We start from the raw sequence: 21,322 nt of genomic DNA, 5'->3' as shown, positions 1-21,322 counted from the left end.
GAACAGCGAGGGGCGGTAGCGTGTCCAGGAACCGACAAAGAGAGAATCTCATGGAAAATCCAGCCATCCTGTTACGTCGTCTGAACCCTTACTGTGCCCGAGCGATGGAAGGCGCAGCTTCGCTCTGTCAGACCCGTGCCCATGCCGAAATTCTGCCGGAGCACTGGCTGCTGAAGCTGCTGGAGCAGGGGGAAGGTGACCTGACGGTGCTGGCGCGTCGCTATGAATGGGATATGGATGGCATCTGGCAGGATTTACTTGGCTGGCTCGACAGACAACCTCGATCCGTGCGCCATCGGCCCCAGCTCTCTGATGACATCCAGACTCTGATGCAGCAAGCCTGGCTACTGGCCTCGCTCAATGGCGAAGAGCACATTCGCAGCGTCCATCTGCTGATGGCGCTGGTGGAAAAACCAAAACTGGCACGTTGTGACGGCCTTTGGCCGTTGTTAACGCTTGCTCAGAGCCAGCTGGAACGTCTGCGACCTTTGCTGGATGCGCAATCGGATGAGCGTCCGGAAATGCAGCGCGAAGCCGAGCTGGCACAGAATCATGGTGGTGAGGTGGAGTTTGTCGGGCGTCCGGCTGGTGCGGAAATGAAAGAGGGGGAACTGAGTCCTGCGCTGCAGAACGCGCTGGATAAATTCACCCTCGACGTCACCGCCAAAGCGAAGGAAGGGAAGATCGATCCGGTGTTTGGCCGTGACACAGAAATCCGCCAGATGGTGGATATCCTCTCTCGTCGCCGCAAAAACAACCCGATTCTGGTCGGTGAGCCGGGCGTTGGGAAAACCGCACTGGTTGAAGGTCTGGCATTGCGTATTGCCGAGGGTAATGTGCCTGAATCACTGAAAACGGTCACTCTGCGTACCCTTGACCTGGGCCTGCTGCAGGCCGGTGCAGGCGTGAAAGGCGAGTTCGAACAGCGGCTGAAAAACGTTATCGATGCGGTGCAGCACTCCCCGTCCCCGGTCATGCTATTTATTGATGAAGCGCATACCATCATCGGCGCGGGCAACCAGGCAGGGGGCGCCGATGCAGCGAACCTGCTAAAACCGGCGCTGGCGCGTGGCGAACTGCGTACCATTGCGGCCACTACCTGGAGCGAGTACAAGCAGTACTTCGAACGCGACGCGGCCCTGGAGCGTCGTTTCCAGATGGTAAAAGTCGATGAGCCTGACGACGACACCGCCTGCCTGATGCTCCGTGGTTTGAAATCCCGTTACGCCGAGCACCATCACGTGCACATTACCGACGATGCGGTGCGCGCTGCTGTTACGCTTTCCCGCCGCTATCTGACGGGCCGCCAGTTGCCGGATAAGGCGGTTGATCTGCTCGACACCGCCGCAGCGCGCGTTCGCATGAGCATCGACACGGTGCCGGAACAGCTGACCTGCATTCGCTCGCAGATTACCTCACTTGAAATAGAGAAGCAGGCGCTGCTGGAAGATATTGCTGTCGGCAATCAGAGCCATGGTGAACGCCTGACCGTCATTGAGCAGGAAGAGAACGCTCTCATCGTTGCTCTCGACGAGCTTGAAACTCAGTACGGGCAGGAATTGAAACTCTCCGAACAACTGCTGGAAAGCCGCCAGGACATCTCCCGTCAAAGCGAGACGCACGCGCTGCAGCAGGAACTGAACGGCATGCAGCACAGCAACCCGCTGCTCTCTCTGGATGTGGATGTACGCACCGTTGCCAACGTGATTGCTGACTGGACAGGCGTTCCGCTGTCATCGCTGATGAAAGATGACCAGACCGAACTGCTGATCCTGGAAAATGAAATGGGTAAACGTGTCGTCGGGCAGGATGTAGCGCTCGCGGCCATCGCCCGGCGTTTGCGTGCGGCAAAAGCGGGTCTCACCTCCGAGAATGGCCCGCAGGGCGTATTCCTGCTGGTGGGGCCGAGCGGCGTGGGGAAAACTGAAACCGTGCTTGCGCTGGCCGATGTCATGTACGGCGGCGAGAAGTCACTTATTACGATTAACCTCTCTGAATACCAGGAACCACATACGGTTTCCCAGCTAAAGGGCTCGCCGCCGGGCTACGTCGGTTATGGCCAGGGGGGGATCCTGACCGAAGCCGTGCGCAAGCGACCGTACAGTGTGGTTTTGCTCGATGAAGTCGAAAAAGCCCACCGCGACGTGATGAACCTGTTTTACCAGGTCTTTGACCGCGGCTTTATGCGCGACGGTGAAGGGCGTGAAATCGACTTCCGTAACACCGTTATTCTGATGACCTCTAATCTTGGCAGCGACCACCTGATGCAGCTGCTCGACGAACAACCGGAGGCCAGCGAAGGCGATCTTCACGAGCTGCTGCGTCCGATACTGCGCGATCACTTCCAGCCCGCGTTGCTGGCCCGCTTCCAGATCGTCATTTACCGTCCGCTGGCGGAAGCGGCTATGCGTACCATCGTGGAAATGAAGCTGTTACAGGTTAGCAAGCGCCTGCATCGACACTACGGCCTGAGCACGCACATTGATGAAAGTCTTTATGACGCGCTGACCTCAGCCTGCCTGCTGCCGGACACCGGTGCACGCAACGTCGACAGCCTGCTCAATCAGCAAATTCTGCCGGTGCTGAGCCAGCAGCTGCTCACGCACATGGCCGCGAAGCAGAAGCCACACAGCCTGACGCTGGGTTGGGATGACGAAGAAGGGATTGTGCTGGCGTTTGATTAACTGGTTTATCTAAAAGGTAGCAATTATGGACAGCGCAAAAGAGATTGCCAGAGATATGCTTGAGGCCATTCATATCGATGGGGCTGGGTTTATCGGTGCTGTGGCGAAAGGTGTTATTTCCTTACCCGTCAGCCTTGCCTATCTTGGCTATGATTTTATAGATACGGAACACCGCAGAGAGAATCAGGATGATAAATTTCGGTTAGCAGCACTGGTTAAAAAAGTAACTTTTAACGATGAGGTTATTTATAAGGTTATTAAACCATTTATAGATGATTTTGTTTCTCATGTAGACACGCAGAAAATTTCATATTTTTCAAGAAATATATCTGGAAGTGTTATAGGTAAAATGATGTTCTCGCAGTTTACGGGGGTTAACCTCGGAAGGGCGATTATATCTCAAGGAGTTGGTGCCTTTTTTTCTGGTTCTGTTGCTGGTGGTGTATTGGGAGTTGGTGCTGAGGCATCAAGATCTATTTATACATCGCGGTACTTGCGTGAAAGAAACCCCATAATGTATGAGAAATTAAACAGTATGGGTGATTTTGATCTTTTTTATTATCTTGTTGAGGACATTGTTAGGCCTTATGAGACGGCTTGTGAAATTGAAAAGATAAATCCTGAAGAGTTTAATAATGTCTGCGAATACTTCTTTGGAGGTTTATGAATATAAAAGATTTTATACTTATCATTATTTCACGGATCGTAGCCAGTATCGGGATGACGCTAGGAACTATCAGTATGGTTTACTCTTTCTACTGTTTCTTTTTTTCAGCCGATCCTTACCGCTTTATTCTGGGTGGGGCAGGTATAGTAGCCTTTCTCATAGGTTATGGACTTTATAAATTCGCCTTGAAATATATTTATGATGAATGGGAACATTATAGATGATATTTATCATGTTTGTTGAGTTTGGTTCTATTTAATATCATTCTAACCCAGGACAGGAATTATAGAAATGGAAAATACATTTAAAATAACAGAGGGTATCCTTAATCGCTATAAACTGGATATTCCTTCCTGCCCTTATCCATTGGATGTGGAACGTTTTGATGGTTTAGAACAAATGAGTGCTCTCTATCATTACACCATTCGTTTTACCAGTTCACATCCGGATCTTACGGCTGAAATGATGTTAAGTAAAACCGCTACGCTGAGCATGGGGGTGGGGAAACTATTAGATTCTGTTGTCGGTAAAATTGTTCATGGTGTGGTGACAAATTTCCGACGCCTGGCCGGTTCACGCGATCAGGTTACGTATGAAATTATTCTGGAACCTTTTATATCCTTACTAGATAAGCAGTTTCGTACTCACCGTTTCTTCGTCAACAAATCAGTGCCTGAAGTGGTAGAGCAAATTCTTGGTGAGCATGGTTTGAAGGGGTGGGAATATGAATTCAAGCTTAAACAAACCTACCCAAAACGGGAACAGATAAATCAGTACCAGGAAAGTGACCTCGCGTTTATCGAACGTCTGCTGGCTGAGGTGGGGATTTTTTACTTCTTCACCCTTCAACCGGATACCCAGACTGAAGTGGTGCACTTTGCGGATAAGCAGAGCGCCTGGACATTCGATAAAAAACTGCCACTTAACAGCCCTTCGGGCACCAATGACAATGCCGTTGACTCGGTGTGGGATATCCACGTCTGGCACAACGTGGTGGAACGTTCGGTCACCGCCAGCGACTATAACCATCGCGAAGCGCAGAATATTCTGACGTCCGTCCCGGCAGACATGACCCGGGGCGACGGTGACGGTATCACTTATGGTGATGTGTATCACTATCGTCCGCGTCACCTCGAGCGGGGTGACAAAATTACCCCTGCAACCGAAACCGGTAACTTCTGGGCTCGTCTGGAGCATGAACGTTTTTTGTCCGCCCAGACTACAGTGACCGGCAGCAGTACGGACCACACCCTGGGCCCGGCGCAGGTTCTTACCATTACCGAAACCGCTATCTCGCCGACACTACCCCGTGAAACGGAGAATGGTGTTGTTATTATCCGCACTGGCTACTACGGCAGCCGTAAGAATGCCTTGAAAGTGACATGGGTAGCGATGCCGTACTACGAGAACCGATGCTGGCGTCCAGCCGCGAAAAAGCGTCCGGTGGTCAGCGGCACCCTGATGGCGCGTGTGACCAGTGCCAAAGATAACGACATCTACGCCTGGCAGGATGCATCCGGCATGTACCGGGTGAAGTTTGATGCCGACCGTGATGATAAAAAGCAGGGCATGGAAAGCATGCCAGTGCGCTTTGCCAAGCCTTATGGTGGGGACAAATACGGATTCCACTTCCCGTTGATCCAGGGTACTGAAGTCGCCATTGCCTTCCATGAAGGCGATCCGGATCGGCCGTATATTGCCCATGCCATGCACGACTCCCGCCACGTCGACCACGTCACTGAGGCCAACAGCACGCGCAATGTTATCCGCACAGCCGGCCTGAACAAGCTGAGGATGGAGGACAAGCGGGGTGAGGAGCATATCAAGCTCAGCACGGAGTACGGGGGTAAGACGCAGCTTAATTTAGGACACCTGGTTAATGCAGAAAGGGCATTGCGCGGTGAAGGCGCTGAGTTGCGAACGGATGACTGGGTGAGTATCCGGGGTGGAAAAGGAATTTTCATAAGCGCCGATGATCAACCCAAAGCGCAGGGAAAAATGTTGGATATGAATGCAGCTGTTGCACAGTTACAGGACGCGCTACAGCTGGTGACCTCCCTGGCAGAAAGCGCCAAAGCATCCGGAGCAATGGAAGCCGATACGGGGTCTCAACAACAGCTTGGTAAGGTTCTTGCGCAATTAAAAGGGGCTGGACTACTGGCTTCAGCGCCTGCCGGTATTGGTTTTGTGACACCAAAAAATATCCAGATTTCTGCAGGTCATACGCTGACTGCAACTGCAGGTGAGAATGTGGATATGGGCATAATGAAAAAACTCACTGTAGCTGCGGGTGAAGCCATAAGCTTATTTGCCCAAAAGATGGGGATGAAGATATTCGCCGCAAGAGGCAAAGTGGATATTCAGGCGCAAACCGATGCCATGCGACTTCAGTCTGACAAAGCAATGAACCTCAACAGCGTCAGCAGTGAGATTGTGTTGAACGCGGCTCAGGGAATAACCCTGACTAGTAAAGGTGGTGCCTATATAAAAATCAAAGACGGCGCAGTGGAAATCGGAGCTCCCGGTAAAATAGATCTCAAAAGCGGGTCTATCTTATGGGGGGGAAGTGCGTCGCTTGAACAGGCTCTTTCTCCTGTGACGGTGAGTGATCCCGAGTTTCATAATCCTATGAATGGTGGATTCCAAATAAAAGATCAGGCTAATAATCAGCCTAAACCGTACATTCCTTATCGGATCGAGACAGAGGATGGACAGGTTATTCGTGGCGTCACGGATGAGAATGGATATACACAGGCCCATTATGGTGTGGATCCTAAAGCAATCAAATTATTTTTTGAATAATCAGGGGGGGATAGTGAACAAACAAGGAACACCCGTTGCGGAACATTCTTTAAGTAAAGTCGAAAAAAATGTTAAAGTTGTTCTGCACAAGTCATGTCAGTGTTATTTTCGCATAGAGACGCTTGAGTTAATTTTTATTGATGAGGGCGATGCCGCGGAGCTTGAAAAACTGATGAGCAAGCTTAGCGAGGTAATAGATAAACAACATAAGGCCAAGATCAATTATTCTCAGGCAATAGAGGATTATGGTAATAATCTGAAAGATATTGCGAATAAAGATAAATTGCCTGGATATGAGGATAAGATCACTACGGCTGAAGCTGCTCTCGACAAAGCAACGAAAAATCTTCAGGCTGAACTAGGTGAATTTGATGAGAGTACGGGTTATAAACCCGTGATTGAGATGATTCCTGTTCAACCCTTAAATAAAGGAATGTTTGGACGTTGCTACTCTTATATAAAACAGTCTGATTATGACGCGCTTAAAAGCAAATTTACTATTCTTTCGGTTGATACATTCAGCGGTGATGCGATCTTTACTAAGGATGATAAAGGCAATATTACCGGAATCAATATCGGTGCGTTAAAAACTAAGCTAGTTGCTGCACAAAATGCCATCAAGCAGATGATGGATAACACCATGACGGTCAGTGGAGATATTAGCTATGAAGCTACGCTGACTGAATGGGCTAATGCATGGAATAATCAATATAAAGAATATAGTAAAGACGGTAATTATATTGATGTTTCTGCTGGCGCGCAATTCTTGAGGCTTACGGCTAATGCCTCAACGTTGAATACCTGGAACCCGGATACGGGGAATGTACATATTAAAGGCGAGGCGAAAGCGGCTTTGACCGTCTTTTGCGGCAAAGTGAATTCAACTATTTATGTTCCAGATCGGGTCGGCTGGGAACTAAAATTTATGGTAAGTGATACCAAGGAAGCGAAAATTGGGATTTTGAGAGCAAAGATTGAGGGGGAGTTGAGGGGGTATGTAGGCGCCTCGGCGCAGGCGGAAGGCAACCTGCAGTTTGTTACGTTTGGTAATAAGCAGTTGCTGATGGGAAACCGAACGCCTGGTTCGCGTTTCGCTACCCGAAAAAAAGAAGGCGTAACAATTAAAGACAGCAAAGAGAACCCAAAAGGGTTGGAACTTAAAGGGGAAGCCTTTGGTGGCGCAAAAGTCGGTGGTAGCATGGGGGGGGCTTTGCAATGGTTAAAGCCTTTCGATTCGCTGGTTGACGAACTCCCGAATATGTTGCATACCTTTGGGCTGGATTCTCCGGCGCTAAAAGAAATTCTTCCTCCCATTAGTCAGTCAGAGAAGAAAAAAGGAGCGTATCTGGGGGAATTTCAGGATTTCGCTTCGCTAACTCTTGGGGGCGATGCGGAGTTAGGCATAGGTTTGAGTGGTGAATTTAAAGTCCGTTTCGTAAAAGGTAAGTTCAGATTCCATATTAAAGGTAGCCTCTGTCTGGGCGCAGGTGCGAAAGGCGAGGTAGAAGGTGAAATTACGCCTGAACTGTTTCCTGAGTTTGCTATCTGGGTTATTTATCAGTTATATGGCATTGATTATAAGCATTTGACTATAATTACTAAAGAAGCGTTTATGGCGTTATCTTATGTTTTGATTATGGGGGGGCGAGCTATTTATGAGGAATATTATAAGAGTATTTCTGCTGAATTTGAAGATATAAAGTCGGATTTTAATGATTTTATTGATAAAATATCAACGCAGCTAACTGATGCCAAGCGTAGATCAACAGAGCGTAATGATTTTGCGAACGTGATTAATGCTAAGCCTGGCAGTGTGTATCTATTTTCTCCTGAGGCAAAGGGTATTGCTCTATATATCCTTATGGGTGACGGTGCATATGACCGTATAGATATCAATAATCAGGGGGATGGTTTTTTACCTGACCCCAATAAAAATAGAAAGAAAGCTGTATTACATATTTTGTCCAGCATTCAGACGAAGCGGGAATGGAAGAAGGTGTTGACACGCATAACAAAAGATGGAAGCGTCCGCCCTGGCAAGGAAGAGGCAATCGTCAAGCTAGCTCAGGAAGATTTAGCAATATTCTTACAGATAGGATTCAACCGGGATAAAGAACTCGAGGCTATTATTGATAAGTTAAACCTGAGGGATTTTGATGAAGTCATGAGTCGCCTGAAAAATAGCCCTGCCTACGGATATGCATTCTCACCGAACTGTTCGAAACAGTATTTTTTACACTGTGACGAAAACCCGTTTTATTCCTCGTTATGTCATTTTGTGCCTGTAGATACCCAGTATAACCAAAAATGGGAGAGAAATGAATAATGTCAAAAAATCGTCTGGGTAAATATAGTCTCATTTTAATGGTTTTTGTCAGTGGTTGTGATAATTCAGCGAGTGCAATAAAGCATACACCGCAAGAGAAAGCAGAGATTCAGCGCTATCTAAGCCGTGTTAAAGCGGATTTAGTCTATGTCCATGCGGGTACCTTCTGGATGGGCGATTTCTGCAAGAAAATGAGGGATGGTGGTCCCTACTGCTCACCAGAGAAAGACACAAAACCACTTCATGAAGTAGAACTCAGTAGTTATTCGATAGGTAAATTTAAAATCACACATGAAGACTATAATTTTTATCTAAAAATGGCAGGTTTGCCAGAGAAGCGTTTCGAAAAAAAATGGAGGAATGATATATTAGCTGAAATGACGCACTTTAATAATAGTCCTGCTATAGTAACCTGGAATGAAGCAAATAACTACTGCAATTGGTTGAAATATGAAACTGGATTACCCTTTTCCCTCCCCACTGAAGCCCAATGGGAATATGCCGCACGTAGCCGTGGAAGGAATATTTTAGTGGCAACGGATGATGGGGTTTGGCGAGAAAATGAGAAAAATGGAGAAGGAGAAAACTATGCAACTGATGAAGACCGAAATAAAGTTGAAGAACGGTTTGGGGTAAATGGTTTGCTTGTGTTTTTTCCAGTTGATAAGTATCCACCAACTTCATTCGGTTTATATGGCATGGCAGATAATGGTTATGAATGGGTTAAGGATTGGTATGACCCTGAATATTATCAACACTCCCCAAGGAAAGATCCTCTGGGGCCAGAAAAACCTGTTGTTAAAGATGAGGATACCGGGCAGTACTGGAAGGTGCGGCGCGGAGGAGATCATCCGGATCCTACTGGCGATGTTGGTCTGACTTTTTTCCGCGGTTATAATATTCCAGATAGTGATTACCCTGATGGCACAACAGTCCGATGCGTGGTTAATAATGCGGAGCCTGTAAATTGAAAAATATAAAAAAGCAATGGAGTATTTTATTGGTTCTTATTATTTGCGGTTGTGATGATTCAACGAACTCAATAAAACATACCCCGCAAGAACAAGCAGAGATTCAGCGCTATCTAAGCCGTGTTAAAGCGGATTTAGTCTATGTAAAAGGAGGGACTTTCTGGATGGGCGATTTCTGCAAGAAAATGAGGGGAGACGGCCCATACTGCTCTTCAGAAAAAGATACTAAACCACTTCATGAAATTGAATTGAGCAGTTTTTCCATAAGTAAATTTAAAGTTACCCATGAGGACTATAAGTTCTACCTCAAAATTAATAATCTGCCTGCCCAAATATTCGACAAAAAATGGAAGAATGCTACATTGGCAGAAATGAATCATTTCAAAAATAGTCCAGCCATAGTGAATTGGACTGAAGCCAATAATTACTGTGTTTGGTTGGGAAGGGTAACTGGTTTACCCTTTTCACTCCCGACTGAAGCTCAGTGGGAATATTCTGCTCGTAGCCGTGGTCAGTATATTCTTGTAGCAACTGATGATGGTGTGTGGCGAGAAAATAAAAAAAATGGGAAGGGAGTAAATTATGCTACGGATGTGGATCGCCAGGCTGTAGAGGATATGGTCGGGATTAATAGCACATCCGTTCATTTTCCCGTCAATGCATATCCTCCATCGCCTCTTGGACTTTATGGCATGGCCGATAACGGTTATGAGTGGGTGAAGGATTGGTATGATCCTAATTATTATAATGTAGCCGACAAAAAAAATCCGCAAGGGCCTGAGAAACCTGTTATTAAGGATGAGCGAACAGGCCAATACCGAAAAGTATTGCGTGGCGGTAATAACCCAGACCCCACCGGTGATGTAGGATTAACATTTTACCGTGGTTTCAGAATTACAGATAACCCTTATCCTGTTAGCACTACGGTTCGATGTGTAGTTAATGCACCTGACCCAATAAAAGAATGACTGACTCACTTTTACTAATGTTCATTTATAAACACTTCAGGTATTTATAACGATAATAACAGGAGGTGATATGAATAGTGATCGAGTTATTCCTCTTTCGGAATTAAAATGTCGACTTATGGAATTGAATCAGGATGGCGGTATTCCGTTTTCTGTAATTGAGCAAGGAGATAAGCTAGTTGCTTCATGGAAGATTGTGGATGCGAAATGGATCGAGTTATTCGGCGTTGATGGCCTGAAGAAGCAATACAAACTGACATTGATTTTTAATGAAGCAAAGAACAGAGTGAGTTACAGAGAAAAATCAACCGATATCGAAACTGAACTAAGCATTGAGGCAGTGGGTTTAAAAAAACAAGTTCAATGGGGTAGTCGCAAAGAATTTAGTTTTGAAAAATCCTGGGGGATAAAAAAGATGGGGCGATTGGAGAACAGTATTCTTATAAATTTAGTTCATCAGATATAAAGAGTCCTGTATTTAGTATTGTCAATGGCTCAGGTTGGGAACTCAAAAAAAGCTTGGTGGATAAATATCGCTCCATATTTCTCTGGCTTATCTTTATCGCGATGGTGTTACTCGGGGCTATGTATTATCTGGTTTAAAGGAATAATTATGCAGGGTGTAATTCGAATTAATGATAAAACGACTCACGGTGGCACTGTAATTGAAGGAAGTTCCGGTGTGAAATTTATGGGGTTAGAGGTTGCTTGTCTGATGGATAAAGTAACCTGCCCTATGCATGGTCAAACGTTTATTGCAGAGGGCGATGAAGGTTCAAAAATTAATGGCAGACCTGTTGCATTACATGGCCATCGCTGCGGCTGTGGTTGTACGCTCATTTCTTCATTACTTGTTGCCGGAAAACGTTAATTATGCCAGTTGATCTTAAACAGATCCCGAAGGCAGAGCCATTACCCGTACCTCCGAGTAAGTCTCGCTGGGTTCTAGCGATTGTTATTATCCTGATTGCGGGAGCCTTATTGGTGCTTTCTTTTTGGCCAAAAGGGTTGAGTACGCATTCCGCCTGGTTCTGGTTTTGTTCGCTTCTTATTCCTTTCTCGGTGGGAATGGCCGGTTATATTGCCAGATTAAGGCACTATGAGAACGAACGAGATCGCGTGATGTGGTGGAATCATTTACACCAAAAGCAGCATAATGAACAAGTTTTATTGGGGCAGCAAGCCGTTGGAGTGCTTGGGATGAGCTATACCACGCCTGTTGCCAGTAACAAACTTGCTGCAGCACTTTTGCAGGGATCAAATGCACTTCAGACAAACTATTATCCATCTCTTCAGTCCACGCTGACTTCGGCCTCACTCCATACGGCATCGAAAGTACGTAATGAAGCCGAGTATCTGTCCTTCCTGGATGTGGTACTGACCCGCGTTAGCCAGCAGTTACACGGAGAGATAGCAAAATTCACCGGTAACTTCGTTGTTCGCCTTCATCATGATGGCGTGTTGAAAGATGAGCAAATTTTCACTACCTGGCGAAGAGCTTTTCCTGAATTACATGCTGTTAACGACATTACCATCAGTACCGAAAACAATGGATTGATGTGGGTAGATGAGTGGCTCGACAAACAGGATGATACGCTGCTCCTTTCCGTTGAAATCAATTTATTTCTACTGGCCCGCGATCGACAGGCGGAATCGGTATCCGCTTTATTGCTGGCTTCTCCTTTGTGCATGGAGCGGCTGCATATTAAACCGCAAGCGTGGATACACCGCCCAGTTGTTGTGGGAGATGCCGAAAATAGTGTTGCGGATACTGCAAATTGGGGAAAAGTAACTTCTGGATTACCCTGGTATTTCTGGCGGGCCCAGGTGAAAAACGATGCACTGTCCGTTGTTCTTCAGATGATGGACAAGTGGGGATTTTTAACTGCTAAAAAAGGGGAGCAGGTTCTGGATGATGCCTTTGGCAGGCCAGCTGCTGCAGTGGGCAATATAACGCTGATTTGCGCTTGCGAACATGCTGTTACTTCGGGTTTGCCTCAGTGGTTACTTGTTGGCGCTCGTACTACCCAAATGGCTATTGTCCGCCCTGCATAATGCTACGCAAAGGATAGTGATGTGAAAAAGAAAAAACGCCTCAGTACCTGGCTAGTCGTACTGCTCATTGCGGCTATAGGCGGTGGACTGATATGGACTGAAAATCCCTTTGTTTATCTTCGTTCTCCAGAGAAAAAAATGGCGGCTTCCCTGGCTGTCTCGGGCTTATGTTTGTTCATTTTACTCTGTGATGATTTATTTGTCCGATTGTGGCAATGGTTTATTTCTTTAAGTTTTATGAAACAGCTTCGTGAATTAACCGGGAAAAGTCATCAAACGGAACACATATCGCGTGCGGAGCAAGGAAAATGCAGTGAAACGATTAATATTCTCCACCTTGCTATGCGCAACCTCTATGGCCGTCGCTGGGGACGCAAAACGCGCATCCTCCTGATAACCGGTACGGCGGCTGAAGTTGAGCAACTGAATCCCGGCCTCACCACCCAGCTCTGGCAGGAAGATCGCGGCACGTTGCTGTTGTGGGGCGGTGACCTCAACACCCCAGCCGACAGTGTCTGGCTGACCGCACTGCGTAAGCTGCGCCGCCGTCCGGTGGATGGCATGGTGTGGGTCACCTCAGCATTTGATAGGCTTTTAGCGCCGGGGTTGGAGCAACCGTTACCGGTTCCCTCTGAAAGCATCATGGATTCCCTGTCTCATGCCATCAGTAACCGCATGGATGCGCTTGGCTGGAAACTCCCCCTGTACGTCTGGTCCCTACATCCGCGCGCCGGTAAGCCGGAAGGCCGCATCGTGCAGGCGACAGGTTGTCTGCTGCCCGCCGGATGCAGTCTGGAAGCGCTGGCTGACCAACTCGCGGCACTGACGCCGGCATTGACCTCACAGGGTGTGCAGCAGACCTGTGACAAGGTAAGGCATAACTTCCTGCTGTCCCTTGCCGATCAGCTCATTCGTGAGCCGGAAAGCGTGACCGCACCGCTGTCGGTGATGCTCAATCCGTATCGCCCGCTGCCGCTGGCCGGTGTGGTGTTCAGTCAGCCTTCAGCCGGTGCAGAACGCACTGTGCCGCACCACTGGGGCATGGATAAGCGCTGGAATGTTCTGCCTGAATCAGTCCGGACGCTTCCTGACGGGCTGCGTCCTCGCAAGCCCGGTATTCCATGGCGCAAGGTAATGGCATCTGCTGCTGCGCTCACGATGGTGAGCTGGGTTATGTGGATGGGCATCGCGTATGTCACCAACCGCAGCCAGATTGCTGATGCGAATGCCCAGACCGCACTTGCCGCCCTACAGAATCAGCCGCTGGAGCAGCGCCTGCACGCGCTGTCTGAACTTCAGAAAACCATGGCCCGTCTGCAGTACCGCTCTGAGCATGGCGTGCCGTGGTATGAAAAGGCCGGGCTGAGCCAGAATAACGCCCTGCTGGCCGCACTCTGGCCACGCTATCAGGACAGCGCGTTGCCGCTGTTGCGGGATGCGGCTGCAGACCATCTGCAGAAGCAGATCAGTGCCTTTAACGCGCTGCCTCCGGATAGCCCGCTGCGCGAGCAGAAGGCAAAAGCGACCTATGACCAGCTGAAACTTTACCTGATGCTGGCGCGTCCTGAGCATATGGATGGTGCCTGGTTTAGCACGGTGCTGCTTCAGGACTGGCTGAAGCGTGACGGTGTGAAGGACGGTATCTGGCTAGGCGTGGCCCCGTCGCTGCTGTCGTTTTATGGTGCACAACTGGTCACACATCCTGAGTGGAAACTGCGAGCTGATGAAAACATGGTCAGCCAGGCGCGTTCCCTGCTGGTTCGCCTGATGGGGGTGCGTAATAGCGAATCGACTCTGTACCAGAAAATGCTATCACAGGTGGCGCATCTGTATGTCGATATGCGTCTCGAAGATATGACCGGCGATACTGATGCAGCCCGCCTGTTCAGCACCACTGAGATCGTGCCAGGCATGTTTACCCGCCAGGCCTGGGAGCAGGCCGTCCAGCCTGCCATCGAGAAGGTGGTGAAGGCGCGCCGGGACGAACTCGACTGGGTGCTGACTGACAGCAAACGTCCGGTCAATAAGCAGGATGAAATCTCCCCGGAGGCACTTAAAAATCGCCTGACGGAGCGTTATTTTGCCGATTTTGGCGGCGCCTGGCTGGAATTCCTCAACAGCCTGCGCTGGAACCTGGCCACCACGCTGTCGGACTCCATTGACCAGTTGACCCTGATGGCCGACGTGCGTCAGTCGCCTCTGGTGGCGCTGATGAACACTCTGAATGTTCAGGGGCGTACCGGACAGACAGGCGAAGCGATATCAGATTCACTGGTGAAATCAGCCAAAAATCTGCTGGGTGGCGACAACAAAGATGCCATTGACCAAAGTGCCGGTGTTCATGGCCCGCTTGATGCGACCTTTGGCCCGGTCCTGGCACTGATGGATAAAAGCCGCACGGGAGCACAAGAGCAGAGACTGCAGTCGTATCTGACACGTGTGACGCAGGTGCGTCTGCGTCTGCAGCAGGTGACCAATGCCGCCGACCCGCAGGCGATGACCCAGACCATTGCCCAGACCGTATTTCAGGGTAAAGCCGTGGACCTCACCGAAACCCGCGACTACGGCAGCCTGATTGCCGCCGGTCTGGGGCAGGAGTGGAGCGGCTTTGGCCGAACGGTGTTTGTGAATCCAATGGAGCAGGCCTGGCAGCAGGTGCTGACCCCTGCGGCCAACAGCCTCAATGCCCAGTGGCAGCAGGCGGTAGTGGCTGAGTGGAACAGTGCCTTTGGTAGCCGCTATCCGTTTAACAACTCAAGTAGTGATGTCTCGTTGCCGCTGCTGGCCAAATACCTCAACGCGGATTCCGGGCGTATCGCTCAGTTCCTGCAGACCCGTCTCAAAGGCGTGCTGCACAAAGAAGGAAACCACTGGGTGCCGGACAGCATCAACTCGCAGGGGCTGGCCTTTAACCCAGAGTTCCTCAATGCCATTAACACCCTGAGTCATATCTCCGATGTGGCCTTCACCGAAGGCAATGCAGGGATGAACTTCGAACTACGTCCAGGTACTGCCGATGGCGTGATGCAGACCACCATGATTATCGACAGCCAGAAGCTGATATACGTTAACCAGATGCCAGCCTGGAAGCGCTTCACCTGGCCTGCGGATACTGAGGCTCCTGGTGCGAACCTGAGCTGGATAAGCACCCAGGCAGGCACCCGTCAGTATGCGGATATTCCAGGCGCCTGGGGCTGGATACGACTGCTCGACAAAGCTGCCGTCAGTGCTTATTCGGGCGTGGGTAGCAGCTACAGTCTGAGCTGGACGGCGCAGGACGGTCGAACACTCAATTACACCCTGCGTACCGAAGCGGGAGAGGGTCCTCTGGCGCTGCTGAAACTGCGTAATTTCCGCCTGCCAGAGACCATCTTCAGCACGAAAGGCGTGGCAGCATCAGACCAGGTCGCCAGCGCAAGCAATGATACAGAGGACGTATATTGATGAGCACGCTCAACGCTTTACTCCGCGCCTGCCAGACTGAGCAGGAACCACTCCTTGCGACCACCCGTGAGCGGGTTAGGCTCTGGGATAGCTGGCTGCAGCCGCTGTCCGGTCCATCTCCTCAGGGTGACGACCCGGGTTATGACGATGACTTTCAGCAGATGCGCGAGGAGGTCAACAAACTCTCAGGTGCAGATACCGAACTTATCTGCCAGCTTGCAGAGAAGCTTCTGACCACGACCGCCAAAGATATCCGTGTGGCCACCTACTACTGCTGGGCAAAGCTGCACCGCGAAGGTGAGCAGGGGCTCGCTGAAGGTCTTGAACTGCTGTGCGGCCTGCTGGAGCGCTTTGGTACACAACTGCATCCACAGCGTGAGCGCAGCCGTAAGGCGGCACTGGAATGGCTGGCGGGATCGCGAATGACTGACTCTCTTTCCCTGTACCCCGAAGTGGTCAGGAACGATGCGATACGTACCACCGGGGCACTGCTGTTGATAGAGCAACTGACGGAAAATGAGCCGGATGAAATCCGACCGGAACTCAATACGCTGTATGGTGCTCTTGAAAGCCGCTTGCAGAAAGCGGGTGGTGTGGATGCGGTTGTGCCGCAGAACGCCAGTGCCTGCGAAACCCCTGCGACTGCTAGCCACTACGATGCCCCGGTCATCGGACGTATCACCTCCGGTCAGGATTTGCTGGCACAGGCCCGCACGCTCGCCGAATATCTGCGCGAACAGCCGGACGGGTGGCTGTCCGCACACCATCTGATGAAGAGCCTGCGTCACGATACTCTGCGGGCAATTCCGGCCCCGGATGCGCAGGGCCGTACCCGCATCGAACCGCCAAGAGCAGACCAGCGCGCGTTACTTAAACGTCTCTATCTGCAGCAGAACTGGGTAGAGATGCTTGAAACGGCAGATAGCGCCTTTTCCCGCGGTGCTAATCACCTTTGGCTGGATTTGCAGTGGTACATCCACCAGGCCCTGACGAAATCAGGTCAGGACACTCTGGCTGGCATTATTGCCGCTGACCTGAAAGGGTTGCTCACCCGTCTGTCCGGTCTGGAAACGCTCGCGTTCAGTGACGGAACGCCATTTGCGGATGAAGTAACGCTGAACTGGATCCAGCAAAGCGTGATGGACACAACTGGCGGGTGGGGCAATGACACCCCATCCGCTCAGATGTCTGCCAGCAATGATGACATTCTGGCGCTGGAGCCAGAAGCCGTGGTGCTGGCGGACAGTGAAGGCCCGGATACTGCGCTGGCCTGGCTACAGAAGCGCCCGGGTGTGACCACCGATCGCCAGAAGTGGCTGTTACGTCTGCTGATGGGCCGCATTGCTGAGCAGTACGGTAAAAATGAGCTGGCGATGCATCTGTTTGCTGAACTGGGTGATCGCGCCAGAGACGTGACTCTCAGCAACTGGGAGCCTGAGCTGCTGTTCGAGGTACAGGCCCGTCATCTGAAACTCCTGCGCCTGAAAGCCGGCCGCAGTGAGGCTGATAAGGCACGACTTACACCGTTAATGGACAAGTTACTTGCCGGGCTGATCGCTGTCGATCCAGCACGTGGTGCCGTGCTTTGCGGTTAAATGCACAGGAGCAGAAAAAAATGGAAGATTTGACTCTGCGTTATTACGACGCGGAAATGCGCTACCTCCGTGAAGCGGCTAAAGAATTTGCCCAGACCCATCCGGACCGGGCAGCCATGCTGGACCTGGATAAAGCCGGCACACCCGATCCGTATGTAGAGCGCCTGTTTGAAGGCTTTGCTTTCTCTATGGGGCGGCTGCGCGAAAAGATTGACGACGACCTGCCGGAGCTGACTGAAGGACTGGTCAGTATGCTCTGGCCACATTACCTGCGGACCATTCCGTCACTCTCGGTGGTCGCGTTCACGCCTGCGCTTCAGACCGTTAAGATGGCAGAGGTGATGCCCGCGGGGCTGGAAGTGTACTCCCGCCCGGTGGGGCCGAAAAATACGGTCTGCCGTTACCGCACAACCCGCGATGTGATGCTCAACCCGCTGAATATCTCTCGGGTGACCATGACCACTGAGCCGGACGGGCGCTCGTTACTGCGAATGCGCTTTGCCTGCAGCACACAGGCGGACTGGTCCCATGCGGACCTCAGTGACCTGAGCCTCTATCTAGGGGCGGATGCACCGGTCAGCAGCCAGCTACACCTTATGCTGACCAAACGGCAGGCCGCACTCTATATGCGCCTGCCTGGTCAAACTGACCGTATCCGGCTTGACGGATATTTCTCACCGGGCGGCTTTCGTGACGAAGACTGCCTGTGGCCGAAAGGCGATACCGCGTTCAGCGGCTACCAGCTTCTGCTGGAGTATTTCACCTTCCGCGACAAGTTTATGTTTGTCCACCTTAACGGCCTTGAGGGCATCACGCCGCCAGCGGGGGCTGAGTATTTTGATGTTGAAGTGGTGTTCAGTACGCCATGGTCATCTGACCTACCGGTCACTGATGATGCGGTTCGCCTCCACTGCGTGCCGGTGATTAACCTGTTTACGCTGGAGGCTGACCCGCTCACCATCACCGGGCTTGAAAACGAATACCTGCTGCGTCCAAAACGTCTGCAGGACGGACATACCGAGATTTATTCGGTGGATTCAGTCACTGGCTCAAACCGCACCAATGACGCGGAGTATGTTCCGTTTAGCAGCTTCAGGCACAAGGGCGGGATGATGCGCCGTTATGCTCCCCCCCGTTATTACCACACCCGCGTTAAGCGCAGCGTGACCGGGCTCTATGACACCTGGCTTATCCTTGGCGGGCACCAGTGGGAAGATGACCGCCTGTTTGAGCGTGAGGCCGTGTCGCTGCAAATCACCGGCACCAACGGTCAGTTACCACGCCGGGCATTACAGAGCACACTGCTTGACCGCTGTGAGCAGGTGGTGAGTACGCAACTTTCAGTACGTAACCTCTGCAAACCAACGCTGCCAGTCTATCCGCCTTCTGAAGACCGCTTTCACTGGCGGGTTCTGAGCCACCTGGGATCCGGTTTCCTGAACATGATGAGTACCGCCGAAGTGCTGCGCGGCACGCTTGCCCTGTATAACTGGCAGGAAGATGAAATGAACACCCGGCGTCTGGAGGCGATTCAGCATGTAAAGCACCATCGCCTTCAACGCTTTGAACAGGGCTACCTGCTGCGGGGGCTGGATATTGAGGTAACCCTCGACAGCAACGGCTTCACCGGTGAGGGTGATATTCACCTGTTCGGTGAAATGCTCAACCGATTCTTTGCGCTGTATGCCGATATGAACCAGTTCAACCAGCTTACCCTCATTGTTCAGCCAGAAGGAAAATGCATCCGGTGGAAAGAGAATCACAGTCCGCGTCTGCCAGGCTGATAGCGCAACTGGGCGACCGGCTGCCGTACATGAATTTTTACCGTTTCTGTCAGCTACTGGAGCAGAGCCAGCCGGATAAACCGGTCACCGGCAGCACCTGGCAGGTGCGACATGAGCCGGTTCGTTTCCGACCCCATGCGGGGATGGGGTTCCCAGCCTCTGAAATCAAAGGAGCAGAGCTACCGGAACATCCGCACCTTCCACCCACAATCCGTACCACCTTTATGGGGCTCTACGGCGTGGAGTCTCCGCTGCCGACGCACTATATCGATGACATCGCTCAGCGACGGGAAGGGTACGAAGCTAACGCGGACTTCCTCGATATCTTCAACCACCGGCTGATTGCTCAGTACTACCGTATCTGGCGTAAATATTCGTATCCGGCAACGTTTGAAGAAGGCGGTAAGGACAAAACTTCACAGTATCTGCTGGGTTTGGCTGGGCTTGGGATTGACGGCTGCACAGAAAGTATAGCGGCGCCTGCCTCACGCTTTCTGGCGCTGCTGCCGGTGATGTTGTTGCCAGGACGTACTGCGGAAGGCATGGCTTCACTGGTACGTCTTCTGGCGCCTAATACGCAGGCGAAAATCTGGCACCACGACAGGCGTCGGGTACCGCTGAAGAAACCTTTGAGAATGAGCATTAGCCAGCCTGTCACACTGACGCATCGCCCGGTGATGGGCAGTTATGCCACCGATGTGAACAGCCAGGTACTGATGCGTCTGACCACCACAGACCCTGTGGAAGTACCGGGTTGGTTGCCCGGCGGGGTGCTTTACACGGATCTGATGGCGCTATTGCACGTCTATCTTGGCTCTCGCCTGGATGTCCACCTGCAGCTGTGTGTCGACCGTAGACTGCTGCCGGACGCGACAATGAGCACTCAACCCAAAGCGGGTGCAGTGCAACTGGGCCGCACTGCCGTGATGCGACCGCTGAATGCGGCTAAGACAACATCACACCCAAAAACAATAACCATCAATCTTGGCCGCTACGAGCGCGTACAGGAAAACATTCACCGCAAGGAGACTGATGAAGATGGCGATTACCGCTGGTAAATTTCCTCTGGTTACGCTGGCTGTAGGCATTACGCTGATGCTGGCTGGCTGTGGACTTACTCAGAGTGTTACGGACGGCACTGTCGCCGTGACTAAATCGATTTTTTATAAGCAGGTGAAGATCCTGCATCTCGATATTCGTGCCCGTGAAGCCGTGAACAGCAATGCTGGAGGTGTCGCTCTGTCGACGGTGGTGCGTATTTATCAGCTTAAAGACCGCAAAACCTTTGACAGCATGGACTACCCGTCATTGTTTAAAGACGACAGCCAGGCCGTCAAGGCAGACCTCGTGGCGGAGAAAGATATAAGGCTGCAGCCGGGGGGGGCGGTAACGGTTGATATGCCAATGGAAAAAGATGCGCAGTACGTGGCAGTGGCCGGGATGTTTATGTCACCTGACCTGGAGAACAACACCTGGCGTGTAGTATTGAGCCGCGATGAGCTTGATCCGGAGAAGGCCCGGGTGATTGACGCGGGCAGCAATCGACTGACTCTGCAGGCGCTGAAAGATGAGTGAGTCATCCCGTCCTTCACTGTATGAAACACTTTATGGCAACTTCACCGGCGGCCTCGACCTGCATCAGGTCAGCGAGCAGAACCAGGTCATCCTCTCGGTACTGGATAACATGCAGCGTATCCTCAACTGTCGTGCCGGCACGCTGGCGCATCTGCCTGACTACGGCCTGCCGGATATGACCAAAATCCTGCAGGGCATGCCGGGAACGGCTCATGAGCTGATGGGCACATTGTCTGCCGTCCTGTTCAAATACGAACCACGCCTGAAAAAAATAACCGTTGTCCTGCTGGAACAGAACGTCCCCGGTGAACTGCGCTATGCCATTGATGCTGAACTTAAAGGGATTGGCCTGGTGCGCTACGGGACTGAATTTATGCCCGAAGGACGGGTCCTGTTAAGGCATCTCAGACAACAGCAGTATCTCGACGCCACTCTTCGTATATAAGGTCCG

Annotated in this window: 15 protein-coding genes; all 15 read left to right on the top strand. The window is 51.0% G+C overall.

Translation table 11 applies throughout. The features are described from left to right. The first annotated feature begins 50 nt into the window (after nt 1-50). The 15 genes from tssH to tssE all read left to right on the top strand — a co-directional run bounded on the left by tssH (nt 51) and on the right by tssE (nt 21,316). Nucleotides 51-2,684, top strand: coding sequence for a type VI secretion system ATPase TssH (gene tssH, locus AC0TOY_RS13105; protein WP_473721934.1), 2,634 nt, complete (start codon nt 51-53; stop codon nt 2,682-2,684). Nucleotides 2,685-2,709: 25 nt separating this feature from the next. Beyond that, nucleotides 2,710-3,351, top strand: coding sequence for a hypothetical protein (locus tag AC0TOY_RS13100; RefSeq protein WP_061714694.1), 642 nt, complete (start codon nt 2,710-2,712; stop codon nt 3,349-3,351). Nucleotides 3,352-3,642: 291 nt separating this feature from the next. Further along, complete coding sequence (locus AC0TOY_RS13095; protein WP_473721933.1) at nt 3,643-6,153, top strand: type VI secretion system Vgr family protein; 2,511 nt, start codon at nt 3,643-3,645, stop codon at nt 6,151-6,153. A gap of 13 nt (nt 6,154-6,166) precedes the next feature. Then, a complete protein-coding gene (locus tag AC0TOY_RS13090) occupies nt 6,167-8,479 on the top strand; it encodes a hypothetical protein (protein WP_024907643.1) in 2,313 nt (770 codons plus the stop codon). After that, nucleotides 8,479-9,450 carry a formylglycine-generating enzyme family protein gene (locus tag AC0TOY_RS13085; RefSeq protein ID WP_473721932.1) on the top strand — a complete coding sequence of 324 codons (972 nt, stop codon included), beginning with the start codon at nt 8,479-8,481 and terminating at the stop codon, nt 9,448-9,450. The genes AC0TOY_RS13090 and AC0TOY_RS13085 overlap by 1 nt, the downstream gene beginning before the upstream one ends. After that, entirely contained in the window at nt 9,447-10,418 is a 972-nt protein-coding gene (locus AC0TOY_RS13080; protein WP_228117548.1) for a formylglycine-generating enzyme family protein, read from the top strand. Before AC0TOY_RS13085 ends, AC0TOY_RS13080 begins: the two co-directional genes overlap by 4 nt. A 70-nt stretch (nt 10,419-10,488) precedes the next feature. Next, entirely contained in the window at nt 10,489-10,884 is a 396-nt protein-coding gene (locus AC0TOY_RS13075; RefSeq protein ID WP_024907646.1) for a hypothetical protein, read from the top strand. 147 nt (nt 10,885-11,031) lie between these two features. Continuing rightward, nucleotides 11,032-11,289 (top strand): PAAR domain-containing protein, encoded by a 258-nt coding sequence (locus tag AC0TOY_RS13070; protein WP_071994475.1) that lies wholly within the window; start codon nt 11,032-11,034, stop codon nt 11,287-11,289. Between the two features lie 2 nt (nt 11,290-11,291). Next, a complete protein-coding gene (locus AC0TOY_RS13065) occupies nt 11,292-12,473 on the top strand; it encodes a hypothetical protein (protein WP_061714699.1) in 1,182 nt (393 codons plus the stop codon). A 21-nt stretch (nt 12,474-12,494) separates the two neighbouring features. After that, nucleotides 12,495-15,917, top strand: coding sequence for an ImcF-related family protein (locus AC0TOY_RS13060; protein WP_473721931.1), 3,423 nt, complete (start codon nt 12,495-12,497; stop codon nt 15,915-15,917). Further along, complete coding sequence (tssA, locus tag AC0TOY_RS13055; RefSeq protein ID WP_024907649.1) at nt 15,917-17,512, top strand: type VI secretion system protein TssA; 1,596 nt, start codon at nt 15,917-15,919, stop codon at nt 17,510-17,512. Before AC0TOY_RS13060 ends, tssA begins: the two co-directional genes overlap by 1 nt. 20 nt (nt 17,513-17,532) lie before the next feature. Continuing rightward, complete coding sequence (tssF, locus tag AC0TOY_RS13050; RefSeq protein ID WP_061714702.1) at nt 17,533-19,296, top strand: type VI secretion system baseplate subunit TssF; 1,764 nt, start codon at nt 17,533-17,535, stop codon at nt 19,294-19,296. Continuing rightward, a complete protein-coding gene (gene tssG, locus AC0TOY_RS13045; RefSeq protein ID WP_473721930.1) occupies nt 19,251-20,354 on the top strand; it encodes a type VI secretion system baseplate subunit TssG in 1,104 nt (367 codons plus the stop codon). Before tssF ends, tssG begins: the two co-directional genes overlap by 46 nt. Then, nucleotides 20,335-20,871: a type VI secretion system lipoprotein TssJ gene (tssJ, locus tag AC0TOY_RS13040; RefSeq protein WP_473721929.1), complete on the top strand. Its 537-nt coding sequence runs from the start codon at nt 20,335-20,337 to the stop codon at nt 20,869-20,871. The genes tssG and tssJ overlap by 20 nt, the downstream gene beginning before the upstream one ends. After that, nucleotides 20,864-21,316 (top strand): type VI secretion system baseplate subunit TssE, encoded by a 453-nt coding sequence (gene tssE, locus AC0TOY_RS13035; protein WP_024907653.1) that lies wholly within the window; start codon nt 20,864-20,866, stop codon nt 21,314-21,316. Before tssJ ends, tssE begins: the two co-directional genes overlap by 8 nt. Nucleotides 21,317-21,322 lie beyond the last annotated feature (6 nt).

The sequence above is a fragment of the Enterobacter sp. PL_is379 genome (assembly GCF_055817355.1).
Note: the sequence above shows the minus strand (reverse complement) of the source record. Positions and strands in the feature narration are given on the sequence as shown.

Excerpts from the sequence above, each read along its gene's own strand:
- tssH (WP_473721934.1), top strand. The coding sequence starts at position 51 with ATGGAAAATCCAGCCATCCTGTTACGTCGTCTGAACCCTTACTGTGCC.
- AC0TOY_RS13100 (WP_061714694.1), top strand. The coding sequence starts at position 2,710 with ATGGACAGCGCAAAAGAGATTGCCAGAGATATGCTTGAGGCCATTCAT.
- AC0TOY_RS13095 (WP_473721933.1), top strand. The coding sequence starts at position 3,643 with ATGGAAAATACATTTAAAATAACAGAGGGTATCCTTAATCGCTATAAA.
- AC0TOY_RS13085 (WP_473721932.1), top strand. The coding sequence starts at position 8,479 with ATGTCAAAAAATCGTCTGGGTAAATATAGTCTCATTTTAATGGTTTTT.
- AC0TOY_RS13075 (WP_024907646.1), top strand. The coding sequence starts at position 10,489 with ATGAATAGTGATCGAGTTATTCCTCTTTCGGAATTAAAATGTCGACTT.
- AC0TOY_RS13070 (WP_071994475.1), top strand. The coding sequence starts at position 11,032 with ATGCAGGGTGTAATTCGAATTAATGATAAAACGACTCACGGTGGCACT.
- AC0TOY_RS13065 (WP_061714699.1), top strand. The coding sequence starts at position 11,292 with ATGCCAGTTGATCTTAAACAGATCCCGAAGGCAGAGCCATTACCCGTA.
- tssA (WP_024907649.1), top strand. The coding sequence starts at position 15,917 with ATGAGCACGCTCAACGCTTTACTCCGCGCCTGCCAGACTGAGCAGGAA.
- tssF (WP_061714702.1), top strand. The coding sequence starts at position 17,533 with ATGGAAGATTTGACTCTGCGTTATTACGACGCGGAAATGCGCTACCTC.
- tssG (WP_473721930.1), top strand. The coding sequence starts at position 19,251 with ATGCATCCGGTGGAAAGAGAATCACAGTCCGCGTCTGCCAGGCTGATA.
- tssJ (WP_473721929.1), top strand. The coding sequence starts at position 20,335 with ATGGCGATTACCGCTGGTAAATTTCCTCTGGTTACGCTGGCTGTAGGC.
- tssE (WP_024907653.1), top strand. The coding sequence starts at position 20,864 with ATGAGTGAGTCATCCCGTCCTTCACTGTATGAAACACTTTATGGCAAC.